General features: G+C 41.1%; 23 protein-coding genes and 1 tRNA gene. 15 read left to right on the forward strand and 9 right to left on the reverse strand.

From position 1 onward, the window contains the following. From BLP52_RS07910 to BLP52_RS07935, 6 genes are all read left to right on the forward strand, one after another. Nucleotides 1-1,284: a phytoene desaturase family protein gene (locus BLP52_RS07910; RefSeq protein WP_091709929.1), complete on the forward strand. Its 1,284-nt coding sequence runs from the start codon at nucleotides 1-3 to the stop codon at nucleotides 1,282-1,284. A 63-nt stretch (nucleotides 1,285-1,347) separates the two neighbouring features. Next, nucleotides 1,348-2,334: a 7,8-didemethyl-8-hydroxy-5-deazariboflavin synthase subunit CofG gene (gene cofG, locus BLP52_RS07915; RefSeq protein ID WP_091709930.1), complete on the forward strand. Its 987-nt coding sequence runs from the start codon at nucleotides 1,348-1,350 to the stop codon at nucleotides 2,332-2,334. 53 nt (nucleotides 2,335-2,387) lie between these two features. Then, a complete protein-coding gene (gene cofH / locus BLP52_RS07920; RefSeq protein ID WP_091710009.1) occupies nucleotides 2,388-3,503 on the forward strand; it encodes a 5-amino-6-(D-ribitylamino)uracil--L-tyrosine 4-hydroxyphenyl transferase CofH in 1,116 nt (371 codons plus the stop codon). Between the two features lie 62 nt (nucleotides 3,504-3,565). Then, nucleotides 3,566-4,201, forward strand: a complete 636-nt coding sequence (cofC, locus tag BLP52_RS07925; RefSeq protein WP_091709931.1) for a 2-phospho-L-lactate guanylyltransferase — start codon at nucleotides 3,566-3,568, stop codon at nucleotides 4,199-4,201. 119 nt (nucleotides 4,202-4,320) lie between these two features. Next, nucleotides 4,321-4,497: a 4Fe-4S binding protein gene (locus tag BLP52_RS07930; protein ID WP_238380761.1), complete on the forward strand. Its 177-nt coding sequence runs from the start codon at nucleotides 4,321-4,323 to the stop codon at nucleotides 4,495-4,497. Beyond that, a complete protein-coding gene (locus BLP52_RS07935) occupies nucleotides 4,494-5,711 on the forward strand; it encodes an NAD(P)/FAD-dependent oxidoreductase (protein WP_091709932.1) in 1,218 nt (405 codons plus the stop codon). Before BLP52_RS07930 ends, BLP52_RS07935 begins: the two co-directional genes overlap by 4 nt. 70 nt (nucleotides 5,712-5,781) lie before the next feature. Here BLP52_RS07935 and BLP52_RS07940 read toward each other — a convergent pair whose 3' ends face one another. The 9 genes from BLP52_RS07940 to BLP52_RS14575 form a co-directional block, all read right to left on the reverse strand. Further along, nucleotides 5,782-7,215: a TrkH family potassium uptake protein gene (locus BLP52_RS07940; protein WP_091709933.1), complete on the reverse strand. Its 1,434-nt coding sequence runs from the start codon at nucleotides 7,213-7,215 to the stop codon at nucleotides 5,782-5,784. A gap of 22 nt (nucleotides 7,216-7,237) precedes the next feature. After that, nucleotides 7,238-8,572: a Trk system potassium transporter TrkA gene (trkA, locus tag BLP52_RS07945; protein WP_091709934.1), complete on the reverse strand. Its 1,335-nt coding sequence runs from the start codon at nucleotides 8,570-8,572 to the stop codon at nucleotides 7,238-7,240. A 168-nt stretch (nucleotides 8,573-8,740) separates the two neighbouring features. Beyond that, a complete protein-coding gene (gene dnaJ, locus BLP52_RS07950) occupies nucleotides 8,741-9,922 on the reverse strand; it encodes a molecular chaperone DnaJ (RefSeq protein ID WP_091709935.1) in 1,182 nt (393 codons plus the stop codon). Between the two features lie 111 nt (nucleotides 9,923-10,033). Beyond that, on the reverse strand, nucleotides 10,034-11,887 hold the full coding sequence (gene dnaK, locus BLP52_RS07955; protein ID WP_091709936.1) for a molecular chaperone DnaK: 1,854 nt from the start codon (nucleotides 11,885-11,887) through the stop codon (nucleotides 10,034-10,036). A gap of 106 nt (nucleotides 11,888-11,993) precedes the next feature. After that, a complete protein-coding gene (grpE, locus tag BLP52_RS07960; RefSeq protein ID WP_091709937.1) occupies nucleotides 11,994-12,515 on the reverse strand; it encodes a nucleotide exchange factor GrpE in 522 nt (173 codons plus the stop codon). Between the two features lie 166 nt (nucleotides 12,516-12,681). Next, nucleotides 12,682-13,095 (reverse strand): heat-shock protein, encoded by a 414-nt coding sequence (locus BLP52_RS07965; protein ID WP_091709938.1) that lies wholly within the window; start codon nucleotides 13,093-13,095, stop codon nucleotides 12,682-12,684. A 144-nt stretch (nucleotides 13,096-13,239) separates the two neighbouring features. After that, nucleotides 13,240-14,025, reverse strand: coding sequence for a helix-turn-helix transcriptional regulator (locus tag BLP52_RS07970; RefSeq protein WP_091709939.1), 786 nt, complete (start codon nucleotides 14,023-14,025; stop codon nucleotides 13,240-13,242). Between the two features lie 167 nt (nucleotides 14,026-14,192). Continuing rightward, nucleotides 14,193-14,318 carry a zinc finger domain-containing protein gene (locus tag BLP52_RS14365; RefSeq protein WP_154717817.1) on the reverse strand — a complete coding sequence of 42 codons (126 nt, stop codon included), beginning with the start codon at nucleotides 14,316-14,318 and terminating at the stop codon, nucleotides 14,193-14,195. Between the two features lie 3 nt (nucleotides 14,319-14,321). Further along, entirely contained in the window at nucleotides 14,322-14,486 is a 165-nt protein-coding gene (locus BLP52_RS14575; protein ID WP_202905744.1) for a hypothetical protein, read from the reverse strand. Nucleotides 14,487-15,411: 925 nt separating this feature from the next. On the opposite strand from BLP52_RS14575, the gene BLP52_RS07975 reads away from it, so the two are divergent. The 9 genes from BLP52_RS07975 to BLP52_RS08015 all read left to right on the forward strand — a co-directional run bounded on the left by BLP52_RS07975 (nucleotide 15,412) and on the right by BLP52_RS08015 (nucleotide 21,766). Further along, on the forward strand, nucleotides 15,412-16,341 hold the full coding sequence (locus BLP52_RS07975) for an ATP-grasp domain-containing protein (RefSeq protein ID WP_091709940.1): 930 nt from the start codon (nucleotides 15,412-15,414) through the stop codon (nucleotides 16,339-16,341). Next, a complete protein-coding gene (locus tag BLP52_RS07980) occupies nucleotides 16,338-17,327 on the forward strand; it encodes a hydantoinase/oxoprolinase family protein (protein WP_091709941.1) in 990 nt (329 codons plus the stop codon). Before BLP52_RS07975 ends, BLP52_RS07980 begins: the two co-directional genes overlap by 4 nt. A gap of 99 nt (nucleotides 17,328-17,426) precedes the next feature. Continuing rightward, nucleotides 17,427-18,065 carry an amino acid kinase family protein gene (locus BLP52_RS07985; RefSeq protein WP_091709942.1) on the forward strand — a complete coding sequence of 213 codons (639 nt, stop codon included), beginning with the start codon at nucleotides 17,427-17,429 and terminating at the stop codon, nucleotides 18,063-18,065. 89 nt (nucleotides 18,066-18,154) lie between these two features. Further along, complete coding sequence (locus tag BLP52_RS07990) at nucleotides 18,155-18,322, forward strand: zinc finger domain-containing protein (protein ID WP_091709943.1); 168 nt, start codon at nucleotides 18,155-18,157, stop codon at nucleotides 18,320-18,322. Nucleotides 18,323-18,332: 10 nt separating this feature from the next. Next, nucleotides 18,333-18,602, forward strand: coding sequence for an elongation factor 1-beta (locus BLP52_RS07995; protein ID WP_091709944.1), 270 nt, complete (start codon nucleotides 18,333-18,335; stop codon nucleotides 18,600-18,602). Between the two features lie 63 nt (nucleotides 18,603-18,665). Then, nucleotides 18,666-18,737 (forward strand) — tRNA-Ala (locus tag BLP52_RS08000). 112 nt (nucleotides 18,738-18,849) lie between these two features. Next, nucleotides 18,850-19,650, forward strand: coding sequence for a helix-turn-helix transcriptional regulator (locus BLP52_RS08005; protein WP_091709945.1), 801 nt, complete (start codon nucleotides 18,850-18,852; stop codon nucleotides 19,648-19,650). Nucleotides 19,651-19,981: 331 nt separating this feature from the next. Beyond that, complete coding sequence (locus BLP52_RS08010; RefSeq protein ID WP_091709946.1) at nucleotides 19,982-20,266, forward strand: CxxC-x17-CxxC domain-containing protein; 285 nt, start codon at nucleotides 19,982-19,984, stop codon at nucleotides 20,264-20,266. A gap of 189 nt (nucleotides 20,267-20,455) precedes the next feature. Further along, complete coding sequence (locus BLP52_RS08015) at nucleotides 20,456-21,766, forward strand: ammonia-forming cytochrome c nitrite reductase subunit c552 (protein ID WP_091709947.1); 1,311 nt, start codon at nucleotides 20,456-20,458, stop codon at nucleotides 21,764-21,766. Nucleotides 21,767-21,773 lie beyond the last annotated feature (7 nt).

Consider the following 21,773-nt stretch of genomic DNA (forward strand, 5'->3'; position numbering starts at 1 on the left):
ATGAAAGCAATTATTATCGGTTCAGGACTGGGAGGGCTTTTGAGCGCAGCAAAGCTTTCAAAAGCAGGATATCAAGTAGAGATCTTTGAGCGCCTTCCCATTATAGGAGGGAGGTTCACCAACATCCAGTACCAGGGTTTCCAGCTATCCACCGGCGCATTGCACATGATCCCTCACGGACCTGCCGGACCCCTTTCACAGTTACTGAAAGAGATAGGTGCAGATGTAGAAATAGTCCGTAAGAAACCAGTCTCAGTCATAAGAATTCCACGAACCAGAAAAGATACTGACTACAAATACGGTCATAAGGACATAGTTTTTGAGGACTTTAAAGTTCCATTCACACTTCTAAATCGCCTTAAACTCATATATTACGTTATAAGTACCAGAAAAAACCCTCCAACAGGACAATCCTTTGAAGAGTGGTGCATAAAACACATCCCACAGGATTGGACATACCGTATTTCAGATTCGTTTTTCGGATGGGCACTCAGCCTCAAAGGAGCAGATGTACCTGTTGAAGAAGCCTTTGAAATTATCGAGAACCTTTACCACTTCGGCGGACCGGGAGTTCCAATGGGAGGATGTAAAGGAGTTACAGACGCTCTGGTAAATGTTATCAATGCCAATGGCGGAACCATACACACATCCTCAGAAGTTGCAGGTCTTAAATTAGACAATGACAAAGTTACCGCAGTTATCGTGGATGGTGAGGAACATACCGCTGATATTATTATTAGCGATATTGGACATCCTGCCACTGCAAACCTGATAGGGACTCAAACAAATGTTAGTGGAATGAAAGAATATATACTCAAATCGAAAGACCTTAAACCATCTGCCGGAATAAAGATCTGCCTTTCATCAGACAAGCCACTTATAGGGCATGGTGGGGTGCTCCTCACACCTTATGCAAAAAGGGTTAACGGTATTAATGAAGTAACAAATGTAGATCCTTCCCTTGCACCGGCTGGAAAACACCTTACAATGGCACATCAATGTGTTCACTGGAATGATCTTGATAACCTTGACAGAGAGATCGAACTTGGAATTGAAGACCTAAAGGACATTTTCTCAGGAAAAGAATATGAAGTACTTCTTATACAATCATATTCAAATGATTGGCCTGTGAACAGATCTCCCTCAGGAGCAGACCTTAAGAACAGAACTCCAATGTCAAACCTTTTTGTTGTAGGAGATGGAGCAAAAGGAAAAGGTGGTATTGAAGTTGAAGGTATTGCCCTGGGTGTTAAGAACTGTATGCAGAATATATTGATAGAGTGAAACATATAAAAATCATTACCAGTAAAACTTATGTAATGGTTGCTTTAAAACAAGGAAGTAACAATGGACGAATTTGTAACATTCTGCCGCAATGTCTTCGTACCCGTCACAAATATTTGCAGGAATAACTGCAGATATTGTACTTTCAGGTGCGATCCGGATGATCCGGATGCAAAACTTATGAAGATAGATGAGATTTTGCCGATACTAGAAGATGGTAAAAAAGCAGGATGCACAGAAGTTCTTTTTACATTTGGAGAATATGCCGAGGAAGTTCCAAAATATAAAGAATGGCTGGAAGAATTGGGATACAACAACACAGTAGATTACATATATGACTTGTGCAAAATAGCCATCAATACCGGTCTTTTGCCACATACAAATGCAGGTATACTGAATTATACGGAACTTGAGAAACTAAAACCTCTGAACGCCAGCATGGGATTAATGTTAGAAACTACAGCCGACGTAGCCGCACATGAAGGATCTCCCGGAAAAGTACCTTCCAGAAGAATTAAAACAATACGTTACGCTGGTGAGCTCCATATTCCCTTTACAACGGGCATACTCATAGGCATAGGCGAGACACTTGATGACAGGATCAATTCCCTGCTTACCATTGCCGAACTACATGAGGAATATGGACACATACAGGAAGTTATAATACAGAACTTCACTCCCAAGCCGGACACACCAATGGCAGATATGCCCTCTCCTACTGATGAAGAGATGATACAGGCTATACTGATAGCAAGGGAAATACTTCCCGATGATATAGCAATACAGGTTGCACCAAACTTAATAGATCCATATATCCTTATTCAATGTGGCGCCAGTGACCTTGGGGGAGTCTCACCAACCACAATTGACTGGATAAATCCTGAAGCTGAATGGCCAAGTGTCTCAGAATTGAAGGAAATGGTGCATGATATGGAGCTTAAGGAAAGGCTTCCGCTTTATCCGCAGTACATTAAGAAAGGGTGGTACAGCGATAATCTGAAAGATCTGATCAACGGTCTTGCAGACGATGATGGGTATCGGAAAGTTTGATTTCCGAACAGGGCACACAATTTAAATACAAAAGAAAAGTATCAGTGAGAACTATGAACCCTAATATCCCGGAAGATATCATTGAACGAGCCTATCAAGGCAAGACCACCAAGGAAGATGCGCTTTTTTTGTTAGAAGTGCCGCCTTTCAAGCTGTTCGAACTTGCGGACAGGTTGCGCCAGGAAACTGTAGGCGATACAGTTACCTATGTAGTAAACCGCAACATCAACTTCACTAACCGCTGTATTGGAAATTGTGGATTCTGTGCGTTCTGTGACAACACCGGTTATATTTTAGGCATTCCTGAAATACTCGAGAAGGTAAGGGATGCAGAGAGCCAGGGAGCAACTGAGGTATGCATCCAGGGTGGACTCCTTCCAAATGTGGATATCAATTTCTATACAGACATAATCAGAGCTGTTAAGACCGAATTCCCACATATCCACACACATGCATTCTCCCCTATGGAAGTATACCATGCTGCAAAACAGACAGATATCACCGTTGGTGAGGCACTTACAATGCTCAAGGAAGCAGGACTTGACACCATGCCTGGCACTGCTGCAGAAATATTGTCTGACAGAGTGAGGGACATAATTTGCCCAGGTAAGCTAAAAACCGATGAATGGGTAGATGTGATCACACAAGCACACCAGACCGGTATCAACACTACCGCAACGATCATGTACGGACACGTAGAGACCATCGAGGAACGTATTGACCACATAATGCTCATCAGAAAGATACAGAAAAATACTAGTGGTTTCACGGAGTTCGTTCCATTGACATTCATGCCTTATAACAACAAGATAGGCGCTGAAATGATTAAACAGGGAAGATATGCAACCCCGGGAATGCAGGATCTACAATTATACGCTCTTGCACGCATTATTCTTAACACCCATATTGATAATATTCAGGCAAGCTGGGTCAAGCTCGGAAAGAAACTGGCACAAGTAGCTCTTTTCTGTGGTGTGAATGACCTTGGCGGAACCCTGATGGAAGAAAAGATTTCAGCCTCAGCCGGTTCTACAAACGGACAGTTCATGTCAGCGCAGGAACTGGAATGGTTTATCACATCATCGGGAAGAAAACCATTGCAGAGAAATACAATATACAAACCAATTCTCAGCAATGACTCAGAACAGATGAAGTTCAAGGTTGCTTGATGCTTAAAAAGAGAGATAGTATAGCAGATGTGCCAGGAAGAAGTATTTTATGAGAAAGTACAATGAAAGCATTGATACCTTATAAAAAGAAAAATGCCAAATCGAGGCTTTCACCTGCACTTACTTTGAAAGAGCGAGAGGAATTCGTAGAACTCATGCTAAGGGACGTTATTTCAAGTCTTAATGAAGCAGGCGTTGAGGAAATAGACATTCTAACGACACCCGATAATGGTGTCCCAGAAGACCTGGATGTCAATGTTGTCCTCAGCGAACATGATCTGAATGAAGCTATCAATGGTTATCTGGAACAGGAAAATATGCCAATATTCATCATAATGGCAGATCTTCCGCTGGTGAGAGCAAAGCATATTGAAGATATTGTTTCAAGGAATGAGGATATTGTAATAGTCCCTGGAAAAGGAGGGGGAACAAACGTTATTTTCATAAAAGACCCTTCCAATTACCATGTTAAATATTATGGATCCAGTTTCCTTAACCATTGCAACATAGCAAAGGACAGGGACTGTTCGGTCTTTATTTATGATTCATTCATGCTGAGCACTGATATCGACGAGCCGCATGACCTGGTGGAGATAATGCTTCATGGACATGGGAACTCACAAAAATACGTGAATGAAAGGTTTGATATGAAAACAGGTAAGGCCAGAGCGAAGATAAATGCTACGGGCGATGCATAAACCACATATATTCCTTTTACTATATTGGAGTCCCTGATTACTCGTTTGAATACAAGAATTAGAAAGATATATTTCCTTTTAAACTATTAGTGATGAATTATACAAATTTATAGGTGATAATGGTGACCATCAATGTAAATAAATTCAAATGCGGTTACTGTGGGGCATGTGTTAGTGTATGTCCGGCTGGAGCACTTGAATTGGTCGAAACCTGGATAGAAGTAAATGAATCATGTACTTCTTGCGGCATCTGTGCCAAAATATGTCCTGTCGGTGCTATTGAGGTGAAAAAGTGAAAAATGAATATGATGTTGTGGTCATAGGCGCCGGTCCTGCAGGATCGATTACTGCAAAAACAGCCGCAGAAAAAGGCCTCAGTGTCCTATTGATAGAAAAGAGGCAAGAGATAGGCGATCCTGTAAGATGTGCCGAAGGAGTTAGTAAAGTATGGCTCAGAAAGCACATAGAACCTGATCACCGCTGGATATGCGCGGATGTAAAAGGCTCACGTATCTTTGCTCCTGACGGAACAATGGTAGAAATGGCAGAAGAGATCGCAGGCGGAGAGGTCGGGTATGTGCTTGAACGCAAGATATTTGACAGAGCCCTTGCCTACGAAGCATCAAAAGCCGGCGTAGAAGTAATGGTTAAGACAAGAGCCACTGGACTTATAATTGAAAATGGATTCATTAAAGGTGTTAATGTATCCCATCTTGGCCAATCCTACGATATCAAGGCAAAGATCGTCATTGGCGCCGATGGAGTTGAATCAAAAGTTGGCAGATGGGCAGGAATTGATACTTCTATCAAACCAGCAGACATCGAAACCTGCGCCCAGTACCTTATGAGTGGTACAGGTATTGACCAGGAATATTGTTATTTCTACCTTGGTAACGAGGTTGCACCTGCGGGTTATGTATGGATATTCCCAAAAGGAAACGACATGGCCAATGTAGGCATAGGTATCCTTGGAAATAAATCAGGCAACGGAAAACATGCAATAGATTATTTGAACGATTTTGTAAATGATAAATACCCGGATGCAAAAATACTGGAAATGGATGTTGGCGGCGTTCCTGTAAGCGGCAGCATTGAAAGAACCATTGCAAACGGCCTGATGCTGGTAGGAGATGCAGCCAGACAGTCTGATCCTATCACAGGTGGTGGAATCATCAATGCAATGGAAGCTGGAAAGATTGCCGGCGAAGTTGCATACAATGCCATATCAAGAAATGATGTATCAACAGATTCACTTAATGAATATGAGGTTAAATGGCGGGAAACCATTGGTCGCGAGATAGATAACAGCCTGATAGTCAAAAACACATTCACTAAATTCAGCGACAAAGAACTTAATTCATTGGGACACTCACTCAAAGGAGTTAATTTCTCAAGTATGAGTCTGCTTGATCTTCTTTATGCACTCTTCAAGGCAAACAAGAAACTTTTATGGGAATTAAGAGTTCTTTTCAAAACAGTGGTAAAGTACGAGCTTGACTTTGAAAAATAATAAAGTGATATAATTATCACTTTACCTAATTTTCATTTCTATTTTTAACTGGCCTTCAAACACTTCTTAATTATCTTTTCCAGAATTCTGGAGTAAACATCACTATCACTGTGAAAACCTCAAGCCTTCCAATCCACATATTGCCAATGAGCAATATTTTTCCTACAAAAGGAACAACATCAAAATTAGCCATCGGACCAACCAGATTAAATCCAGGGCCAATGTTGCCCAATGTTGCGATTGATGCAGTGATGGAACTTAGAATATCCATACCCATAAGAGAAAGAAGACCAGCAGATACTGCAAATATCATAAAGTAGATCACTACAAAAGAGACGATTGCCTGCATTACATCATCTGGAACTGTTTTGTTATTGAATTTGATAGGCTGGACAGCCCTTGGATGAATGGACTTGAAAAGAGCACGCTGCCCATATTTAAGAAGGAGAAGAAACCTTACAACTTTAATGCCACCAGAGGTTGAACCTGCACAGCCACCTATGAACATTACCGCAAGCAATACAATCTTTGCAGAATCTGTCCACAAATTGAAATCCACGGTTGCAAAACCAGTTGTAGTCATGATAGAAACTACCTGAAAAACTGCATACCTGAACGATGTTAATATTGTCTCGCCCATATCGTTCCAGAGACTGAAAGTGAGAATTGCAGTTGCAATTAACGTAACCGCAGCATAGAACTTGAACTCATCATCTTTTACAAGACTGTTCCTGTCAGTGTATAATGTGCGATAGTGCAGAGCAAAGTTAGCTCCGGAAATGAACATAAAAAGTGTGATAATACCTTCAATGAGAGGACTGTTGAACGCAGCGACACTCAAACCATATGGGGAAAAACCTCCACATGCCATTGTTGTAAATGTATGGGTCAATGCGTCATAAAAGGACATGCCTGCAAGCAACAGAGCAATAACTTCCAGCAAAGAAATAAAACAATAGACCAACCAGAGGATCTTAGCAGTTTCCCTGATTCTTGGTTTTATCTTATCCTCGGTCGGACCAGGAGCTTCTGCCCTGAACAACTGTCTTCCTGCAACACCAAGTTTTGGAAGAATGGCAATGAAAAGCATGATAATACCCATACCACCAAGCCATTGTGTCAGACTGCGCCAGAAAAGTATACTGCGGGAATGAGCTTCGATATCTAGAAGAACTGTTGCTCCGGTTGTTGTAAAACCGGACATGGATTCAAAAATTGCGTTTATAGGACTTATACCATCAAGCATGAAAGGAATGGCACCGAATATAGCAGCAGCAAGCCATCCAAGTGCAACAATGGCAAAACCCTCCCTGGTTTTCCATTCTTCTGATGATTTGTAGCGTGCTGAAAGCAGGATGCCAGTAATACCAGTAATTAACACTGCAGCCAGAAATGGATAGAGAGAATCGCCATAATAGACAGCCACCAGCAAAGGAACGATCATTATGGCACCCAGGAATCTGAGAAGACCACCTAAAACATTCAATATGACTTCGTACTTCAAGAATACACCCCCTCGTCATTAACTACTTGAACAGTTTTTCAACTTCAGCATTTGCAGACTGGAGACTGAAAACTACTACACGATCCCCTTCCTGAATAACATATTCCCCACGAGGAACAATTGTATTTCCATTATGGACAACCATACTGACAATGGCACCTGCCGGGAATTTTACATTTTTCAGAGGTTTACCCACTATCTTTGACTTCTTAGAAGTGGTATATTCTATGATCTCGGCTTTTTCACCTTCAATGGTGGTTATTGATTCAATTCCCTGTCCGAAGGTCATTTTCAGAACTTCGTTAACTGTTGCCTGTCTTGGACTTACTGCACTGTCAACACCAACCATTTCAAACAGCGAAACATAATCTGAGCGGTCCGACCTGGCAATAACTTTTTTCACACCTAACTGTTTAGCAAGCAGAGCACACAAAAGGTTCTTTTCGTCACTGTTGGTCACAGATATAACAACATCCATCTCGGAAATATCTTCTTCCTTCAGGAGATTGATATCTGTTCCGTCGCCATTGAGAACAAGTACATCAGGAAGTTCTTCTGCAATTTCAAGGGACCTTTCTTTATCGGACTCGATGATCTTCAGGTCAAATTCACTTTTTGCTACCATTTTAGCAAGATAGAAACCAACTACTCCACCACCGATTATCATCACTTTACTTCTTTTGCCGGCCTTTTCTCCGAAAAGATCACGGACCTCTTTCATTGCAGCAGGTTTACCGATAACAACTATATGATCGTTACTTTCGATTACATCCTCACCATGTGGGATTATAACCTCTGTATCCCTGAAAAGCGCACTTACTATGCAGCAATTTGCAAGATGAAGATCCTGCATCTGCTTGCCGACAATATTATGATCAGATGGAACCACAAATTCCATCATCTCAACCTTGCCATCGGCAAAAAGCTCTGCATCAATTGCGGAAGGAATAGCAAGTATCTCTGCAACTTCTGATGCAAGAGTTAGCTCCGGGCAGACCATAATATCAATTCCGATCTTAGGTCTTTTAGCCACAGGTTTGTCAATATAATCAGGATTACTTACCCTTGCAACCGTTTTCAGTTTTGTACTATCAGACACAGTAAGTTTTGAGGCCATACATGCAACAATGTTCACCTCATCAGAACCTGTAACAGCAACCAGAAGACCTGCATTTTCAAGGGTTTCATGAAGAATGGAAACGTTGGCACCATTGCCATGAATAACGTGGACATCAAGTTCGTCTGCACGTGCACATGCTTCCTCATTCTGGTCAACTACCACAACATCATTCGTCTGGTAAAGAGCCTTAGCAATATGATAACCAACCTCACCAGCACCAATAATCACGATCTTCATAATAATACCTTCAAAAGGTCATAAATAAGATATTTGTTGATACGGAAAACAAAACCGCATAATGTTCTTATTTCTTATTATATCTTACCCACACAACTGGTGAAGCAATATAAATAGATGTCCTAAAAAAAGAGATCAAAATAAAATACGAAAAAAAAGAAGAAGGAACTATGCACCTGCTTCAAAAGCACCTTTTACTTTCTCAAAGATACCTTTTCCACCTTTAGTAGCCTTCACATCAGGCCCCCCATCAAGATCCTGAAGCTTTTTGAATATATCTTTCTGCTCATTTGAAAGCTTGGTAGGTGTTTTAACGATAATCTTCACAAGCTGATCGCCATGAGAGTGTCCATGAAGATGGGGCATACCTTTACCCTTCAGACGCAATATAGAATGAGTCTGCGTACCGGGTTTGATATTCATTTTCACTTTACCGTGAAGTGTCGGGACCATTACATCCCCCCCAAGCGCAGCGGTTGCAAAGGAAATTGGCTGCTCATAGACAATATCATCACCAACACGCTGGAACTTTTCATGTGGTTCCACATGGATGACAACATAAAGGTCACCCGATGGTGCACCCGGACTACCTTCTTCGCCTTCTCCTCTGATCTTCAGACGAAGTCCGTTGTCAGCACCCTTTGGAACTTTAACAGAGATCTTGCGGACCTTCTTCATCTTACCTGTGCCTTTACAGGCAGGGCAGGGTTCATCAATGATCTCCCCTCGTCCATGACATGCATTACAGGTACTTGTTGACATGAATGTACCGAAAGGTGTCTTACGTGCCTGGGTCGTTTGACCGGAACCATGGCATGTAGGACATGATTTCGGACTTGTCCCGGCCTTGGCACCAGTTCCATTACATGACTCACAGTTTTCTGCACGAGGAACATTAATTTTGGTATCTACACCTTCAGCAGCCTGCTCAAGAGTGATTCCCAGATCATAACGCAGGTCTGAGCCCCTCATTGGACCCTGTCGCCTCTGGCCTCCGCCAAAGCCGCCAAAACCTCCGAATCCACCAAAGCCTCCGCCACCGAAGATGTTTCCAAGTATATCCCCAAGATCTGCAAAGTCTCCGAAGTCTGCATTTCTGAAAATATCTTCCTGACTGTAACGACCATCTATACCTGCATGGCCGAACCTGTCATACTGTTCTCTCTTCTCTACATCCGAAAGTACAGCATAAGCTTCTGATATTTCCTTGAACTTCTCTTCAGCGCCTTCTTCCTTGTTCTTGTCCGGATGGTACTGCATTGCAAGCTTTCTGTAAGCTTTCTTGATCTCGGACTCAGTGGCATCCTTTGATATACCTAATATCTCGTAATAATCGCGTGCGGTGGACATGGATGATTCCTGTTATATCTGTGATATTATATTGATATGTTTGATTTTAAAATTAAAAGTAGTAAGATACTTTCAGATTAAAGTATCTTACCCGACATTATCCATGTTTGATTACTTGTCATCGTCTACTACTTCATAGTCCGCGTCCACAATGGTGTCATCACCAGAGTCTGAAGAACTTGCTGTGTCTTCTGCGGCAGATGCTGCAGCTGCAGCTTCTTCCTGTGCCTTCTGGTACATTGCAGCGGATACGTCGTAGACAGCTGTCTGAAGAGTCTCGGTCTTAGCTTTGATGTCCTCTATGTCATCTGATTCAAGGGCAGTCTTGAGATCACTGATCGCAGCTTCGATCTTTGACTTCTGCTCATCGGTTGCAACCTCTTCAGCTTCCTTGAGAGTTTTCTCAGAAGCATTCACAAGGGATTCTGCCGTATTCTTGACTTCAACCTCCTCCTTGCGCTTCTTGTCCTCTTCAGCATGCATCTCAGCATCCTTGACCATCTTGTCGATCTCATCATCCGTAAGACCACCTGGTTTCTGGATGGATATAGACTGTTCCTTGCCTGTTCCCTTATCCTTTGCATTCACATGAAGAATACCATTTGCATCAATGTCGAATGTAACCTCGATCTGTGGGATTCCCCTTGGTGCTGGTGGAATACCATCAAGTGTGAACTTACCCAGGGATTTGTTACCTGATGCAACACCTCTCTCACCCTGAAGTACATGGATCTCTACAGATGGCTGGTTGTCAGCTGCTGTTGAGAATATCTGGCTCTTCTTGGTCGGAATTGTTGTGTTCCTTTCGATAAGCGGTGTTGAAACTCCTCCAAGAGTCTCTATACCAAGTGTCAGTGGTGTGACATCAAGCAGAAGTACGTCGTGGACCTCACCACCAAGTACACCGGCCTGGATTGCTGCACCAACTGCTACAGCTTCATCAGGATTGATGTTCTTGTATGGATCCTTTCCTGTTGCCTTCTTTACAAGCTCGGTTACTGCAGGCATCCTTGTGGAACCTCCTACAAGAAGTACCCTGTCGATACCTGATGCGGATACCTTTGCATCCTTCATTGCCTGATTGACAGCCACAAGAGTCTTGTCAAGCAGGTCAGATGTCATCTTCTCGAACTGTGCCCTTGTAAGGTCAATGTCAATGTGTTTTGGCTGACCATTAGCATCTGCAGTGATGAATGGAAGGTTGATGTTGGTTGAAGTTACACCGGAAAGCTCGATCTTTGCCTTCTCAGCTGCATCCTTCAGACGCTGGAGTGCCGCCTTGTCCTTTGAGAGATCGATACCTTCGTTCTTCTTGAATTCCTCAACAAGGAAGTCAACAATTCTCTGGTCAAAGTCATCTCCACCAAGGTGGGTGTCTCCTGCAGTTGAAAGAACTTCAAATACTCCTCCGCCAAGTTCAAGGATAGATACATCGAAAGTACCTCCTCCAAGGTCATAGATGAGTATCTTGTGATCTTCCTCGTCCTTGTCAAGACCATATGCAAGTGATGCTGCAGTTGGCTCGTTGATAATTCTCATTACCTCAAGACCTGCTATTGTACCTGCATCTTTTGTAGCCTGCCTCTGAGAGTCATTGAAGTATGCAGGAACAGTGATCACTGCCTGTGTGATAGTCTCACCAAGATAGGATTCCGCATCCTCCTTCAACTTACGCAGGATCATTGCAGAAACTTCCTGCGGCGAATATTCCTTTCCATTAAGGGTTACCTTATAGTCACCCTCACCAATGTGTCTCTTAATTGAGCTTACACTATTCTCGGAGTTGGTGATCAGTTGCCTTTTAGCAACCTGACCTACCAGTTTCTCACCTTTCTTAGAGAAACCTACAACTGAAGGAGTCGTCCTTCCTCCCTCTGCGTTAGGGACAATAGTAGGTTCCCCACCTTCGATCACAGCCATACAGGAGTTTGTAGTTCCCAGGTCAATTCCCAATATCTTTCCCATTTTATTACCTCTTTATATGAATTAAATTATTGTATAATAGTAAATTATTGAACATTATATATATTGAAGATTACCTATTACTAGTAATCTTCTGAAATCATTGCGTTTACTTTTCTTCAGGTTTCTTCGAAACAGTCACCATTGCAGGTCTTATGACCTTTGTGTGCAGGCAGTACCCCGGTTTACAAACATCTACCACAGTATTTTCTTCATGGTCCGGATGTTCCACATGCATCATTGCTTCGTGGAGGTAGGGGTCAAATTCAGCACCTTTGCACTCGATCTTTTCGAGACCTTCTTTCTCAAGTATTCCAGTAAACTGTTTGAAGACCATCTCAATACCAGTGATGACAGATGAAATGTCGTCGGTCTGCTTTGCAGATTCCAATGCACGCTCAAAATTATCATAAACTTCAAGAAGTTCAATAATAATCTGCTCAACTGCAAACTTGCGATATTCTTCTTTCTCCCTTGCGCTTCGTTTACGGAAATTATCAAATTCCGCGGTAAGTCGCAGGAGCTTGTCGCGAAGCTGTGCAGCCTCATCTTCAGCAGGGGTTTCTTCGACTTTACCTTCATCAACTGTTTTTGAATCTAAATCTTCACAATTCTCTGGTCCATCAGCCATTCTCAATATCTCCGCATATTTTGTGCGCAGTAATGTGTAGTCGAACTAGTGATTGTTTGAAGTTCTATAAATACTTTTCGCATAGTCTGTTTGTTTTGGCGAAATGAAGTGTACAAAAAAGAAGATAAATCCATATTTTAAACAGACTGTTTGAATACGACCATGACTAAAAAGTATTACTGAATCTATGCTGTAGAACACGTATCAATAGCATGCTTGCAATCATGCAGACTGCAAGAGCTGAAACTACCTGATCAAAACCTATCTCAGTAATACCACCGCCAATAGCGAATCTGACACCACTGAAAAATGCAGTTGCAGAAAAAGTGGCCGCCAGACCTATGATTGCTCCACCAACAAGAGAGCCCATATAATCTGCACCTCTTGATTCAAAAAATACAGAGCCTGCTATGAATATCACTGCAAAGATAAGAAGCATTACAGCCATCGGGACCGGAGTGCTGCCTTCCCGAGCCATGCTCATAAGTCCAAAAGCTACACCGATCATGAAAACTGCCATTGTGGTTGATACAACCAGTGCCTGCACAAATGGGTTTTCCGTATTTACATCCATATTCATCCCATTCTTCTATCGGTAATCATACTATATAGATATTGTTAATATATAGAGGGCAAATATATATTATTGAAAGCAGCATCAGCATACAAAATATTATTAACTGAAGGTTTGCAACTACACAATCAACTACATTGAATATTCTGGCTATAGCTCTATTATCGGTTGTGACCTCAGAAGATAGTATTCGAACAATTCACTGCCCCACTTCAGTGCAGCCTCATTACAGAATACAAGGTCTTTGCGGTCATAATTCCCACTCCTGTCAAAAAGGCACATCATTAGAAACTGATCAGTTATGAAGAGCGATGCAAGTTTCAGGTCATCAGGATATACGAAAAGTTTTCCTCTTTTACTCCCAAGGAAGACCTCTAGCTCATGCTGATAGTCCTGTATATGTTTTTTTAGAGCGGGTTCGGACATAATTATCAAAACATCGATACCTTTTTCGACCAGATCCAATAGAAACGAAGGAAAAGCAGGATGGAGAAAAGAGGTTGCTCCCATTATAGAACTAGATCCAAGTGCATTTTCGACCAGTTGCTTATTAAGCTCGAACATATCATTCAGGTCAGGCTCCAATATATGACAACTATGCAACTCTCTTATTCTTTTGAGAAGATGAAGAGGAACCGGACTTATGTCATGTTCTGTCCAGTATTGATGGTTCCCCTCAAGAACTGATATTGTACCCATCAGAGGCAGCATATCCTCTACGATAATCTCACCAATTTCAGTGAGTCTGCAGATATCTTTAGTCTTGACCATAAGGCCATTTTCGGATAGTATCTTTATTTGAGGGAGTATTGCATGGCGGGTGACATCAAGAATCTCAAGAATCTCATCCATTTTACGCGGACCATTTTTAAGAAGCAACAATAAATTTTTTCTTTTTTCCGACATGAAGATAACATCTGTAAGTGAACGTCGCATAACATGGCCCTCCTTATTGCTAATTATAAATTACACAGTTAGCCAGTATAAACATTTTCCACCAGAAGCCATCAAGAGTTTAAAAATATCAGGGATATTTAAAAAGTATTAATAAAAAAATATAATATATAAAGTAAAAATGAACTTACACGCAGGCAATGACCTTTTCAGATAAAATCAGCACTGGTAATGCTGCCACATCGAGGACAATAATAGACAACATTCAGACCTAATTTCTGTTTTTTCAATACATTCCTGCAACGTGCACAGGACCTTGGTAACTCATTTTCCATTATTTAACCCCACTCGCACAATAATGTGGTATCTTCAAATAACATCATTGATTCCATTCGTGCTGTATTTTCTTTTGTCCAGTAGCCACAGAACCTGCATACCAGTATTCCTTTTACACTATCATGGAATTCACCATGGCATTCCGGACATTTTTTTAATGACCCCATCTTTGATACTCCATTGTTTAATATGTAAACTCAGATTATACCATTAAACATTTGAAAGAAAGACAGGATAGAATGAATCTATTCTGTCCTTTTAATGCCTGCTTTCTTTCATGCTACAGAAGAAGGCAGATTCCTCCACCTTTTCGTGTCCCGTAGTTCTTATTCAGTTACTTGGTAACATTCCTGTCTGAATGGCAACGCCTCAAAGAACTTCGAAACTTCAGTTCACTCCCACAATGGTTGAAGAACTCCCCTTCCCAACCCGCGGATGTTTTGACCGAACTGCCCCATTCGATCATCATTCTTACAAATAGAATTCTTCATATATAAGACAATTCAGATTTAAATTACGGACCTTTTGGAAATTATAACGGCTTTATAATTTCACGTAAAGACAAATATCCAAATTGAAAACTATGAGAACAATGAAAGAAAAAGGACACATTAGGAAACTATTTTTAGAAACTATTTTTAGAAACTATTTCTCAAATGAAAAATTCCACTGGGCCAAAAAGATATATTGTTAAACAAGAAGAGCGAACCATTGCGTTCAAAGTGTACCATAAAACACAATGGTTCCTTACTCCTCTACTCACTTACTTCCGATACGGGTCTCTTTTCTTTATGAAAGTGGCATCTTATCGGGAAAGACACTACTTTTTGTACCCCCGCCGTAAACCGGTTAAACCCGGCTCCAACCCGACGCACCTTAATTGAGATAAAATCCCAACTCCACTTATCAAGATATTAGTTATAGTATATAACACAAATTCGATGAAATTTATTACCACATATCAAATTTTAACGTCATTGAAACTTCAAATACCATTGCAACTAAAGAAGTGTAAGTATCCTGTAAAGACCTGAATATATGTGCAGATATTAATAGCAAAGGATATATCAAATAAATGCAGTTGCATCCAGCATGAAAATACTGCTTGCTGAATACGCTATGGGAATTGGCCTTGGTGGAACATTGTTGCTGGAAGGCAGAGCTATGCTAAGTACGCTTGCTGACAGTTTTACTCGTCTTGGCCATGAGGTTAACTACCTTACCGCGGAAAGCAAGTTAAAATGTGGAAATGCCGTATTATCTGACGAGAACACATTTGAAGATGTGCTGGAGAAGGTTTCAAAAGAAAGTGATGCAGCCCTTGTCATTGGCCCTGACGAACTGTTGGGTGACCTCACAGAGATAATAGAAAAGAACACTGTTAACCTGGGTTGTGCCTCAGGATCCATACGTCTGTGTGCAGATAAACTGACATGCACAAAAGTGCTTGTATCAAATTCAATTGCAGTTCCAGAGATCAAGGATATGAAATCCGAAGGGAACTATGTCATTAAACCCAGGTTTGGATGTGCCTCCGAAGGTGTCAGGCTCAAAGATGCTGACAAAATGGACGAGCAGCTTGATGAATATATTGCAACCGAATACATTGAGGGAGAGCACCTCAGCGTCAGTTTGATATGTGGACAGAAGTCCCTTCCTTTAAGCCTTAACAGGCAATTAATCGATATAAAGGAAGAGAATGGCGAAACCATTTTTGATTACAAGGGAAACCAGGTTCCCTACAGAGCAGAGTTTGAAGAAGAAGTATTCAGCACTGCAAAGAGAACTGTTGGAACACTTGGATGCAATGGATATGTGGGAATAGATATAGTATATGGAGATAAACCATACGTAATAGATGTGAACCCAAGACCGACCACTGCAATATTCGGACTTGTCAGAACACTTGGATGCGAGATTGGAGATTTACTACTTATGAACATGTTTGGAGAGCTTCCTGATTCAGTTGAACTTACAGGGGAATGTTCTTTCACCAAAGATGACATTGAGGACATCATATGAGAATAATAGGGATCGATATTGGTGGTGCTAATACTAAGATAGCATCTGCCGACGGAAAGATCATTGAACTACATTATATTCCACTGTGGAAAGACACAACCCTGCCAGAGTCACTGGAGGACATTGCCACCGAACTTAAACCGGATATGGTCAGCGTGGTCATGACAGGAGAGCTAGCAGATTGCTTTGAAGACAAACTCGAGGGAATTCAGTTCATAATGAGGTCTGTTGATGAGGCCTTTGATTGCAAGACCATGTATATAGACAGCAATGGACACTTCTACGATGAAGACTCAAGCCTGCGTGAGCTTGCAGCAGCTAACTGGGCTGCATCCACAAGGCTGATAGGATCTGAGATAGGAGACTGTATTTTCGTTGATGTAGGAAGCACAACCAGTGACATAATACCCATCAAAGATGGAAAACATGTTGCAGGTCTTACAGATTTTTCAAGGCTTGTCCGAAGTGAACTTTTCTATGCAGGAACCCTCAGGACAAATCTTGCTTACCTGCTGGACAAAGTTCAGGTAGCAGATGGTCACTGCAATATTTCCTCAGAGCTTTTTGCAAACACTGCTGATGCATACCTGCTGCTTGGAGACATCACCGAAGAATTATACACCTGTGAAACAGCAGATGGAGCTGGTAAGAGTAAGACCGATACCATGAGGAGACTGGCAAGGGTTGTCTGTGCAGACCTGACAGAGATATCACCGGATGATATCTACAATATTGCAGCCCAGGTTAAGGAAAGACAAATAAGCCATCTTTGTGAGACCATATCTGTTGTTGCGGAGAAGAATGGACTCAACAGGATAGTTTCCGCAGGACTGGGTGAATTTATGATAAAGGAAGCAGCAAAGAGAATGGGGTTTGAATGCATTTCCGTTGCTGAAAAGTGGGGAAATGAAATCTCTAAGGTGTTCCCTGCATATGCTGCTGCAAGGATATTGGAAAATGAGATCTCACAACCGGGAAAAGAATAAGAACTCAGAGAAGATACATTTAATAAGTACATGAATTACAGATAAGGATGATATCGAAGATATCATATTTATCTGAAAAAAGATTGGGAGCAGACTGTTATGAGAACGGTGGTGAAACTGGGGGGAAGCCTGATTAAACATTCGGCTTCTATTATTACTGCCCTTGAGGAACGTTTTGGAACTTTGGGACAGGGAGATGAAAATTCTATTTTGATAGTTCCCGGAGGCGGCGTGTTTGCCAACTCTGTCAGGAACATCAGTGAAAAATGTTCCATCGGAGACGATGCGGCTCACTGGATGGCAATCCTTTCTATGGAACAATATGCATACTTCCTGATAGATAAGACAGGTATCAACTCCGTGGAAAATATACACGATATTCCTGCAGGTGTTTCTGTGCTTATGCCATACAAAATGCTAAAAGAGACTGACAGGCTTCCACATTCATGGAACATTACTTCTGACACCATAGGAGCATGGATAGCAAAAGAAACAGGATCACGATTTGTAAAAGTAACTGATGTTGATGGAGTGATTGCAGATGACATCATCCAGAAATGGATGACTGCTCTTGAGCTTTCAAGGATGGGAGTTACCTGTATTGACAGTTCACTACCAGGTTTTTTAATGGAGAATATGATGGACTGTGTCGTGGTCAATGGAATGTATCCGGAAAGGGTCATTGATGCTGTTATCGGAAAAAATGTAGTTGGCACTCACATCAAGGGGAATATTTAAATTATATACTGCGTATGTACTGAAATCACTGACATGCTGATTTTCAGTATTTTATTGATCATATATTACTCACAGTAAGGAGATTTTAAATGGCAAATAAAGTTGATAATTGTACCACATGCAACAAGAGCCTTGTGGAAACAGGTTACGTACGTTTCCCATGCCCGGTTTGTGGTAATGAGCTTGGAAGATGTACAAGCTGCAGACAACAGAGCAATCCATACGAATGCCCAAAATGCGGCTTTACAGGAGCATAAGGTGAGTTAAATGGGAGAAGTTGCAGCAACAATGAAGATTATGCCAACAGGCGTGGATGTAGACCTCGATAAACTTAAGGACGATGTTATCGCAGCACTTCCAGAAGGTGCAGAATACGGTACACACGAGATACAGCCAATTGCATTCGGACTTAAGGCAATCGTAATGGTTGTCATTGTAGGTGACGGAGAAGGCGGTACAGAAGCTGTAGAAGAAGCCTTTGCAGCAGTAGAAGGTGTAGAGAGCGTTACCGTAACAGATGTCGGAAGACCTGTTTAAATCTCTCAACCACTCTTTTTTAACTCTTTTTTTTTATTAATTTCTTAATTTTGTAACTTTATTGGGCTCGTAGATCAGGGGGAGATCGTCACGTTCGCAACGTGAAGGCCGCGGGTTCAAATCCCGCCGCGTCCATGAAAGATTGCATAATATATTCAAAATATATAATTCCGGACTCAACTTGCTACAATATTTATATGAAAGCGAGCAATTCTGAATAATACAAAATGTAGGTTGAACATTAAGAATGAAGAAAAAGCTAATCGAGGTGATATTTTCTTCTGAAAAAAGAAAAAGCACCCTTATGCTATTACAGGATGGACCTAAAGAAATAGATTTCATCCTCAAAAACCTGAAAACAACAAGGAATGCTTTGCTTGCTCAGATCAAGATGCTGGAAGAATATAATCTTGTCAAGCATATTGATGATACATATGAACTAACAAAAATAGGCCAGCTAATCGTTCACGACATGTCGCCACTACTAAAAACAATTAATGCGCTGGACAGTGATATGGATTACTGGGGAACACACAACACAGACTTTATACCTCCAGAGCTATTTGAGAGAATTGGTGAACTTGGTGAATGTGAAGTCGTAGATCTGTCCCTTACGGATTCGTATCAACTTAATTCATCCGTTGTAAAAACTACATTCCTATCTGATTCATTTTTTGTAATTACATCTTTTTTTCATCCGGACTATCCCCGCGTATTCGATGAAATGACAAAAAAGAACATCAGATTATGTATAATTGTTTCTGAAGATGTCCTTAAAAGAATACAGAATCAACACTCATCACATTTTACAAAATTACTGAATCGAGATTTGTTTAATCTATATGTATATCAGAAAGACATGCAATTTCAGGTTCTTGCACACAACAACCATTGTTTCCTACTTCGCCTTTTGAATAATAGTGGGAATATCGATATAAAACATTTACTCACTTTTAATCCATCTGCACTTGAATGGGCACAGGAGATTTTTGAATATTATTTAAAAGATGCAATTTCAATTTCAGAACTGCAAACTCTTCAGACATAGCTTTTTATATTTATCCGGCTTATCACAATATAGACAGTTAACTTACTTGTGGGTTAAGAAAGGGACTATTCCATTGGCTACTTCTTTTAAGTTAATCGTTAACAAGAGAGCGTCGTATAGATTGCGGGAGAGAGGTTCCCGTCTCAATGAAAACTGCTATAGCATCACAACAAAATGCCCACCAGGCATCATACAATCATCAGTATCCAGTAGTTGTGACTATGTTCAGCTGCAATAATTGTAGACTTGATAAGAATCAAAATTGAACGAATCGTGCGAATGATCTTGACCCGAAGATAACTGATCAAATAAACAACAAAGGAAAATAAATATGAGAGACGACAGAAGCAGTGGTTTCAGAGGCGGTTCAAGAGACGGAAATGGCAGAAGTGATAATGGAGGATTCAGAAAAGGTGGCCCAAGAGGCGGCGGAAACCGCAGTGGCAATAGTGGTGGCAGAGGAGGAAACTTCAGACAGAACAACGGCCCAAGAGAATTGCACAAGGCAACCTGCTCAGACTGTGGACAGGAGACAGAAGTCCCATTCAAGCCAGCAGAAGACAGACCTGTTTACTGCAGAGAATGCTTCCAGAAGCACAGACCAAAGAGATACTAAAATATTTATTTAAAATCAGACCATGAGGTAGAGAATTTACTCTGCCTCAAACTGATATACATATCTATCTTTTTTTAGATTTACAATCTGCACTTTGAACCCTGAACATCAGAAAATAAACCTTTCATTACCATACAAATAACTAAATACATGGCATATCCATCTTTTAATCGGAAATAGGGTTAGATCATGGAAATAACAAGAGCTTTTGCCATTGTAATATTGCTGATGGCAATACTTGTAAACATTGCAAATGCAGTATCCACTGAAGATTGTAAAAAGTGCCACATGGACGAATATGAAGCATGGAGCTCATCGGTCCATTACGACAATGATGGAATCATTTCCGGCAAACCAGGGCCTGAGGCCTGTATTTTTTGCCATTTCGGAAATACCCCGCGACTTTACAGCATAATGTATGGAGAAGTCTCGGCTGAATCGCCTGAATGTGAAATATGTCACAGACCTCCTGCTGAGGGATTCACAACCCATATCGTAACCCCTTCTGAAGCAGTTCCACCACTTGATCTGTCGGCAGAGATTTGTGAAGATTGCCATACAAAACCTCACCATATCATCTATGAAGAGTGGAACGAATACAACAATAGCGACTATGATCCTGTTTCAATGAAAAGCCACTCAGAGCCCGCTGAAACTGAAACTTACATGCAGAATAATAGTTATGAATCCAGGATCACCTGCGTAATGTGCCATGAACCACATAGTGCAAAACTTAGAATGGAAACCCAGGAACTTTGTGAAAGCTGCCATAGTTCTAAGCTTTCAAAGGAAACATATAAAGACAACAATTCAGAATTTTACGGTGGGCCTCAGTGGGAAATGTACAACGGGTCCATCTTTACAAATGATGTACATGCAGTGAACCTGAAATGTGTGGACTGTCATATGGCAACAATAACCGATAAAACCGGAGAGAAGAAATTGGTCACAGGTCATTCATTCAACTTTGATCCGGTGTTACTTTCTGATCCTTATTCCGGAAACATATGCAAGAAATGTCATGTAACAGGACATGATAAGATACCTGAAAGTGGTGATTGTAACGACTGTCATGAAGTTTCTCTTTCTAATATAACATCTAGCAGACAGGAAATAACCGCAAGTAAACTTCATGAACTTGAAATATTACAGAAAAACGCCAGTCATGCCCTGTTTTTGTCAGACTTCAATGAAAGTCAGGATAAACTAATGGCAGACTATAATGAAGCGGTTTCCTATATTGAGTTTGTAAAAGCTGATGGCAGTCTTGGAATGCATAATGAAAAAAGAACCAGAGAATATCTGGAAAAAGCAGAGATCCTGCTTCGCTCAATAACAGGAGAAGAAAGTACTGATATTGGTATTGAAGAAACAGAAATTGCAGTGAATGAAAAGCAAAAAGAAAAGACAGTACCAAGTGTTGGATTTGTAATATCACTCTTTATAATCTCTGTAACTGCAATTGCCCTATCAATATCAAAAAAGAAAAGAGGAAAATAATTAATTT

The organism is Methanolobus vulcani (assembly GCF_900100715.1).
Classification (GTDB): domain Archaea; phylum Halobacteriota; class Methanosarcinia; order Methanosarcinales; family Methanosarcinaceae; genus Methanolobus; species Methanolobus vulcani.

Excerpts from the sequence above, each read along its gene's own strand:
- BLP52_RS07910 (WP_091709929.1), top strand. The coding sequence starts at position 1 with ATGAAAGCAATTATTATCGGTTCAGGACTGGGAGGGCTTTTGAGCGCA.
- cofG (WP_091709930.1), top strand. The coding sequence starts at position 1,348 with ATGGACGAATTTGTAACATTCTGCCGCAATGTCTTCGTACCCGTCACA.
- cofH (WP_091710009.1), top strand. The coding sequence starts at position 2,388 with ATGAACCCTAATATCCCGGAAGATATCATTGAACGAGCCTATCAAGGC.
- cofC (WP_091709931.1), top strand. The coding sequence starts at position 3,566 with ATGAAAGCATTGATACCTTATAAAAAGAAAAATGCCAAATCGAGGCTT.
- BLP52_RS07930 (WP_238380761.1), top strand. The coding sequence starts at position 4,321 with ATGGTGACCATCAATGTAAATAAATTCAAATGCGGTTACTGTGGGGCA.
- trkA (WP_091709934.1), bottom strand. The coding sequence starts at position 8,572 with ATGAAGATCGTGATTATTGGTGCTGGTGAGGTTGGTTATCATATTGCT.
- dnaJ (WP_091709935.1), bottom strand. The coding sequence starts at position 9,922 with ATGTCCACCGCACGCGATTATTACGAGATATTAGGTATATCAAAGGAT.
- dnaK (WP_091709936.1), bottom strand. The coding sequence starts at position 11,887 with ATGGGAAAGATATTGGGAATTGACCTGGGAACTACAAACTCCTGTATG.
- grpE (WP_091709937.1), bottom strand. The coding sequence starts at position 12,515 with ATGGCTGATGGACCAGAGAATTGTGAAGATTTAGATTCAAAAACAGTT.
- BLP52_RS07965 (WP_091709938.1), bottom strand. The coding sequence starts at position 13,095 with ATGAATATGGATGTAAATACGGAAAACCCATTTGTGCAGGCACTGGTT.
- BLP52_RS07970 (WP_091709939.1), bottom strand. The coding sequence starts at position 14,025 with ATGCGACGTTCACTTACAGATGTTATCTTCATGTCGGAAAAAAGAAAA.
- BLP52_RS14365 (WP_154717817.1), bottom strand. The coding sequence starts at position 14,318 with ATGGAAAATGAGTTACCAAGGTCCTGTGCACGTTGCAGGAATGTATTG.
- BLP52_RS14575 (WP_202905744.1), bottom strand. The coding sequence starts at position 14,486 with ATGGGGTCATTAAAAAAATGTCCGGAATGCCATGGTGAATTCCATGAT.
- BLP52_RS07975 (WP_091709940.1), top strand. The coding sequence starts at position 15,412 with ATGAAAATACTGCTTGCTGAATACGCTATGGGAATTGGCCTTGGTGGA.
- BLP52_RS07980 (WP_091709941.1), top strand. The coding sequence starts at position 16,338 with ATGAGAATAATAGGGATCGATATTGGTGGTGCTAATACTAAGATAGCA.
- BLP52_RS07985 (WP_091709942.1), top strand. The coding sequence starts at position 17,427 with ATGAGAACGGTGGTGAAACTGGGGGGAAGCCTGATTAAACATTCGGCT.
- BLP52_RS07990 (WP_091709943.1), top strand. The coding sequence starts at position 18,155 with ATGGCAAATAAAGTTGATAATTGTACCACATGCAACAAGAGCCTTGTG.
- BLP52_RS07995 (WP_091709944.1), top strand. The coding sequence starts at position 18,333 with ATGGGAGAAGTTGCAGCAACAATGAAGATTATGCCAACAGGCGTGGAT.
- BLP52_RS08005 (WP_091709945.1), top strand. The coding sequence starts at position 18,850 with ATGAAGAAAAAGCTAATCGAGGTGATATTTTCTTCTGAAAAAAGAAAA.
- BLP52_RS08010 (WP_091709946.1), top strand. The coding sequence starts at position 19,982 with ATGAGAGACGACAGAAGCAGTGGTTTCAGAGGCGGTTCAAGAGACGGA.
- BLP52_RS08015 (WP_091709947.1), top strand. The coding sequence starts at position 20,456 with ATGGAAATAACAAGAGCTTTTGCCATTGTAATATTGCTGATGGCAATA.